This is a genomic window from Streptococcus pseudopneumoniae (genome assembly GCF_001072925.1).
Classification (GTDB): Bacteria; Bacillota; Bacilli; order Lactobacillales; family Streptococcaceae; genus Streptococcus; species Streptococcus pseudopneumoniae_Q.
Genome location: NZ_JVHE01000051.1, coordinates 1 through 6,065, shown reverse-complemented (window position 1 = coordinate 6,065; position 6,065 = coordinate 1). Strand labels below are relative to the sequence as shown.

The window sequence follows — 6,065 nt, the reverse complement described above, 5'->3', positions numbered from 1 at the left end:
CATTATAGGTCTTATGGGACTTTTTTTCTACAACAAAATAGGCTCCATAATTCCTATGGTGGTGCTACCCACTACAGAAATTATAGAGCCAAAAAAAGGAGCTGAGCTCCTTTTTTGATTCTTTCAAGTTGAAAATAAATTTGCGTAGCGGATTTCTTACAAACGTTTTCTTTTATAGTAAAATAAAAGATGACTATATGAAAGAAGGTTCTTAATTGGAAAGTATTTTATTTTTTATTTCTGTCTTTATAGCTGGGATCTTGTCATTCTTTTCTCCCTGCATCTTTCCCTTGTTACCAGTCTACGCAGGTGTTCTGCTAGATGATCAAGAGGAGTCAAGGACATTTCGTTTTTTGGGTAAAGATGTTGCCTGGTCAGGATTGATTCGGACACTCTGTTTCATTGCGGGTATCTCTCTCATCTTCTTTATTCTTGGATTTGGAGCAGGATTCCTTGGGAATTTACTTTATACTGACTGGTTCCGTTATGTCATGGGAATCATGATTATTATACTGGGTTTGCATCAGATGGAAATTCTTCACTTACAAAAATTAGAGGTACAAAAAACAGTAACATTTAAGCAAAAACAGTCTAGCAAATATATGTCGGCCTTTTTACTGGGTATCAGCTTCAGCTTTGGCTGGACTCCATGTATAGGCCCAGTTTTAAGTTCTGTTTTAGCACTGGCTGCCTCAGGAGGAAATGGAGCTCTTCAGGGAGCCTTATTAACCCTCATTTACACTCTCGGAATGGCGCTTCCATTTTTAGTTCTGGCCTTGGCATCAGGTCTTATCATGCCTTATTTTAGTAGAATCAAATCCCACATACTTTTATTGAAGAAAATTGGTGGTTTATTGATCATTCTCATGGGAATTTTATTAATGTTGGGACAGTTAAATGTCTTATCTGGAATATTAGGATAAAAGGAGTTATCTATGAAAAAAATTATCTATTTTGGGCTTAGTTTCTTGTCTCTCTTTCTTCTGATTGCTTGTGGCAAGGAAGAGAAAAAATCAAGTCAAGAAAATCAAACGACTCAGACACAGCAGCAAGAAACTGTGAAGCAAGTGGCTGTAGGAGCAGAAGCACCTGATTTTACGCTTCAATCAATGGATGGAAAAGAAGTGAAATTATCTGATTTTAAAGGTAAAAAAGTTTATCTTAAATTTTGGGCATCTTGGTGTGGACCATGTAAGAAGAGTATGCCAGAATTGATGGAGCTTGCTGCTAAGGAAGATCGTGATTTCGAAATTTTATCTGTCATTGCGCCAGGACTTCAAGGTGAAAAAACGATAGACCAATTTCCAAAGTGGTTTGAAGAACAAGGTTATAAAGACATCCCAGTTTTATATGATACAAAAGGAGCTGTTTTTCAAGATTATCAAATTCGAAGCATCCCTACAGAGTATCTAATTGATTCACAGGGTAAAATTGCTAAGATTCAATTAGGTGCGATTAGTAACGCAGATGCAGAAGCGGCTTTTGCTCAAATGAAATAAAGTAATGAAATATAAAAATGTCTAGACAAACCGTCTAGACATTTTTTCTAACTTAAATTAGTTTTTAGAAGCTTCTTGGAATTCAGGTTTTTTCCAAGCTTCATCAATGATAGCTTTCAATTCTTTAGCAGAAGCTTGCATTTTTTGAAGTTCAGCATCGTTCAATGGGATGTTCACTGGACGTACAATACCGTGTGCTCCAACAACAGCTGGTTGACCAATGAAGACGTCATTGATTCCGTATTGGCCTTCTTGGAATACAGAAAGTGGAAGTACTGCATTTTCATCATCAAGGATTGCTTTAGTGATACGAGCAAGGGCAACGGCGATACCATAGTATGTAGCACCTTTTTTGTTGATGATTGTGTAAGCAGCGTCACGAACACCTTCGAACAATTCAATCAATTCAGTTTCTTGAACATTTTGAGTGTCCTTAAGGAATTCTTCAAGGTTAACACCAGCAATGTTAGCGTGTGACCAAACGGCAAATTCTGAGTCACCGTGTTCACCCATGATGTAGGCGTGAACTGAACGAGCGTCTACATCCAATTTTTCAGCAAGGGCTTGACGGAAACGAGCTGAGTCAAGAGAAGTACCTGAACCGATAACGCGTTCTTTAGGGAATCCTGAAAATTTCCATGTAGAGTATGTCAAAACGTCAACTGGGTTAGCAGCTACAAGGAAGATACCGTTAAATCCTGATTCAACAACTTGTGTTACGATTGATTTGTTGATTGCAAGGTTTTTACCAACAAGATCAAGACGAGTTTCACCTGGTTTTTGAGGAGCACCAGCAGTGATAACTACAAGGTCAGCGTCCGCACAGTCAGCGTATTCAGCAGCATAGATCTTTTTAGGTGAAGTGAAAGCAAGGGCGTGGCTAAGGTCAAGAGCGTCACCAACAGCTTTTTCGTGTAATTGAGGAATTTCAATGATACCAAGTTCTTGGGCAATTCCTTGGTTAACAAGAGCGAAAGCGTAAGATGAACCTACGGCACCATCACCAACGAGGATAACTTTTTTGTGTTGTTTAGTTGCTGTCATTAGTCTAAACATCTCCTTTGTTTTTTTAAGGGTAATACCCTGTCTGATTTCATTCTATCACTTTTAAATAGCTTTGTCACGGATATAACATCCAGTTATCAATGTAAACGTTTTAGGGGTATCCAGAGACTGAAATATAAGCTAAACTATGGTATAATATATCTAGTTACTAATAGTGAAATGAGGCATTTTTTAATGCAAGATAAAAATTTAGTGAATGTCAATCTGACAAAGGAGATGAAGACCAGCTTTATCGACTACGCCATGAGTGTTATCGTATCGCGGGCCCTTCCTGATGTTCGAGATGGGTTGAAACCAGTTCATCGTCGTATTTTGTACGGAATGAACGAATTAGGGGTTACACCTGATAAACCTCATAAGAAATCTGCCCGTATTACAGGGGATGTTATGGGTAAATACCACCCACACGGTGATTCATCTATTTACGAGGCTATGGTCCGTATGGCTCAATGGTGGAGCTACCGTTACATGCTTGTAGATGGACATGGAAACTTTGGTTCCATGGATGGTGATGGTGCCGCAGCTCAGCGTTATACTGAAGCGCGCATGAGCAAGATTGCACTTGAGATGCTTCGTGACATCAATAAAAATACTGTTGATTTTGTAGATAACTATGATGCCAATGAACGTGAACCTGTTGTTCTACCAGCTCGTTTCCCAAACCTTTTGGTCAATGGTGCTACAGGTATTGCCGTTGGTATGGCGACCAATATTCCGCCACATAACTTGGGTGAAACCATTGATGCGGTTAAGTTGGTTATGGATAATCCAGAAGTTACGACCAAGGACTTGATGGAAGTACTCCCTGGGCCTGACTTCCCAACTGGTGCCCTTGTTATGGGGAGATCAGGGATTCATAAGGCCTATGAAACAGGAAAAGGCTCCATTGTTCTTCGTTCCCGTACAGAAATCGAGGAAACAAAAACTGGTCGCGAACGTATCGTTGTAACAGAATTTCCATACATGGTTAATAAGACTAAAGTCCATGAGCATATTGTACGTCTAGTTCAAGAAAAACGTATCGAAGGTATTACAGCAGTTCGTGACGAATCTAACCGTGAGGGTGTTCGCTTTGTTATCGAAGTGAAGCGTGATGCCTCTGCCAATGTTATCTTGAACAACTTATTCAAGATGACTCAAATGCAAACTAGCTTTGGGTTTAACATGCTGGCTATCCAGAATGGTGTACCAAAGATTCTCTCTCTTCGTCAAATCTTGGATGCTTATATTGAGCACCAAAAAGAAGTGGTGACTCGTCGTACTCAATTTGACAAAGAGAAAGCTGAAGCGCGTGCACACATCTTAGAAGGTTTGTTAATTGCTCTGGACCACATTGACGAAGTCATTCGTATCATTCGTGCTAGTGAAACGGATGCAGAAGCCCAAACTGAATTGATGAGCAAGTTCAAGTTATCTGAACGTCAAAGTCAAGCAATTCTCGATATGCGTCTACGTCGTTTGACAGGTTTGGAACGTGACAAGATTCAGTCGGAATATGATGAGCTTATTGCTTTGATTGCTGACTTGGCAGACATTCTTGCAAAACCAGAACGCGTAGCGCAAATCATCAAGGAAGAATTGGATGAGGTCAAACGTAAGTTTGGCGATCCACGTCGTACTGAGTTGATGGTTGGTGAAGTCTTGACGCTTGAAGATGAAGACTTGATTGAAGAGTCTGATGTTCTCATCACTCTATCAAATAAAGGTTATATCAAACGTTTGGACCAAGACGAATTTACAGCTCAAAAACGTGGTGGACGTGGTGTTCAAGGAACTGGAGTTAAGGACGATGACTTTGTGCGTGAATTGGTTTCAACCAGCACTCACGATCATTTGCTTTTCTTCACCAATAAAGGACGGGTTTATCGTCTTAAGGGGTATGAAATTCCAGAGTATGGTCGCACTGCTAAGGGCTTGCCAGTCGTCAATCTTTTGAAACTAGACGAAGGTGAAAGCATTCAAACTATTATCAATGTTGAATCAGAACGTAGTGATGATGCTTACCTCTTCTTTACAACTCGTGCTGGTATTGTTAAGAGAACCAGCGTTAAAGAATTCGCCAATATTCGTCAAAATGGTCTCAAAGCCTTGAATCTGAAAGATGAGGATGAGTTGATTAATGTCTTACTAACTGAAAAAGACACAGATATCATCATCGGAACCAAATTAGGTTATGCAGTTCGTTTCAATCAGTCTTCAGTTCGTAGTATGAGTCGTATTGCCACTGGTGTTAAAGGGGTAAACCTTCGTGAAGGTGATGCAGTAGTAGGAGCGAGAGTGATCACTGACCAAGATGAAGTCCTCATTATCACCGAAAAAGGATACGGTAAGCGTACAGTTGCCACTGAATATCCAACAAAAGGGCGTGCCGGTAAGGGAATGAAAACTGCCAATGTTACTGAAAAAAATGGTCCTCTGGCTGGTCTCTTAACAGTAAAAGGGGACGAAGATCTGATGATTATCACTGACACAGGTGTCATGATTCGAACCAATGTTGCCAATATTTCACAAACGGGACGTTCAACTATGGGAGTAAAAGTGATGCGTCTAGATCAAGATGCTAAGATTGTGACTTTTACAAGTGTTGCAGCAGCGGAAAAAGAAGAAGTTGGGGCAGAACAGGAAACAGAAAGTGAAGCATAATGTCTCAAAAAAAGAATCAAAGTAAAAAAAATAAACGTAAAAATCTACTGATTAACATACTGGCAGGATTCCTAATCTTGCTATCTATCGCTTTAATCTTCAATGCTAATATTCGTGATATGTTCATGATTTGGAATACTAATAAGTATCAGGTCAGTCAAGTGACCAAGGAAGAGATTGAAGAGAACAAAGAAACAGAAGGAAATTTCGATTTTGACTCTGTAAAATCACTTTCCTCGGAGGCAGTCCTATCAGCTCAATGGAATTCCCAGCAACTTCCGGTAATCGGAGGGATTGCCATTCCAGAGCTTGAAATGAATCTACCAATATTTAAGGGACTCGATAATGTTAACCTTTTTTATGGTGCTGGGACAATGAAAGCCAATCAAGTAATGGGGGAAGGAAATTATTCTCTAGCAAGTCACCGTATCTTTGCAGGTGAAAATGCAGATAAGAAATTATTTTCTCCTCTTGCTCGTGCTGAGAAAGGAATGAAAATTTATCTCACTGATAAAGAAAAAGTCTATACATACGAGATTGAAGAGGTTAAAATTGTAACTCCTGATCGCGTAGATGTAATTGACGAACGTGATGGGATTAAAGAGATTACCTTGGTAACTTGTGAAGATGCTAATGCAGTTGAGAGAATTATCGTTAAAGGGAATTTGACAGAGATAAAATCTTATGCAGAGACTCCATCAGATATCTTAGAAGCCTTTAATAAACCCTATAAACAATTTTATGAATAGTAGAAGAGGTTGGGACAAAAGAGCCCGACCTCATTTTTTATTAGCGATCAAACTTTGACGCGGTAGCTGATTGAACTTTTTGTTCGTCTTTTAGACTCCAAAAAGCTCC

5 protein-coding genes are annotated in these 6,065 nt (G+C 39.5%); 4 read left to right on the top strand and 1 reads right to left on the bottom strand.

Annotated elements, in window-relative coordinates; translation table 11 throughout:
- The first annotated feature begins 215 nt into the window (after positions 1–215).
- Both ccdA2 and sdbB read left to right on the top strand, forming a co-directional pair.
- On the top strand, positions 216–923 hold the full coding sequence (gene ccdA2 / locus ADH81_RS02465) for a thiol-disulfide oxidoreductase-associated membrane protein CcdA2 (protein WP_049526265.1): 708 nt from the start codon (positions 216–218) through the stop codon (positions 921–923).
- A gap of 12 nt (positions 924–935) precedes the next feature.
- On the top strand, positions 936–1,499 hold the full coding sequence (gene sdbB, locus ADH81_RS02460) for a thiol-disulfide oxidoreductase-associated lipoprotein SdbB (protein ID WP_049526264.1): 564 nt from the start codon (positions 936–938) through the stop codon (positions 1,497–1,499).
- A 57-nt stretch (positions 1,500–1,556) separates the two neighbouring features.
- Here sdbB and ADH81_RS02455 read toward each other — a convergent pair whose 3' ends face one another.
- Complete coding sequence (locus ADH81_RS02455) at positions 1,557–2,543, bottom strand: L-lactate dehydrogenase (protein ID WP_049526262.1); 987 nt, start codon at positions 2,541–2,543, stop codon at positions 1,557–1,559.
- A gap of 195 nt (positions 2,544–2,738) precedes the next feature.
- Between ADH81_RS02455 and gyrA the strand changes: the two genes are divergently transcribed.
- Together gyrA and ADH81_RS02445 are read left to right on the top strand one after the other, a co-directional pair.
- The gene (gene gyrA / locus ADH81_RS02450) at positions 2,739–5,207 is read left to right on the top strand and encodes a DNA gyrase subunit A (protein WP_049526260.1); all 2,469 of its coding nucleotides are present in this window, start codon (positions 2,739–2,741) and stop codon (positions 5,205–5,207) included.
- Positions 5,207–5,956 (top strand): class A sortase, encoded by a 750-nt coding sequence (locus tag ADH81_RS02445; RefSeq protein ID WP_000078698.1) that lies wholly within the window; start codon positions 5,207–5,209, stop codon positions 5,954–5,956. Before gyrA ends, ADH81_RS02445 begins: the two co-directional genes overlap by 1 nt.
- Positions 5,957–6,065: the final 109 nt, after the last annotated feature.

What these genes read in the sequence shown, in the direction of transcription:
- sdbB (WP_049526264.1), top strand. Translation starts at nt 936, where the DNA reads ATGAAAAAAATTATCTATTTTGGGCTTAGTTTCTTGTCTCTCTTTCTT.
- ADH81_RS02455 (WP_049526262.1), bottom strand. Translation starts at nt 2,543, where the DNA reads ATGACAGCAACTAAACAACACAAAAAAGTTATCCTCGTTGGTGATGGT.
- gyrA (WP_049526260.1), top strand. Translation starts at nt 2,739, where the DNA reads ATGCAAGATAAAAATTTAGTGAATGTCAATCTGACAAAGGAGATGAAG.
- ADH81_RS02445 (WP_000078698.1), top strand. Translation starts at nt 5,207, where the DNA reads ATGTCTCAAAAAAAGAATCAAAGTAAAAAAAATAAACGTAAAAATCTA.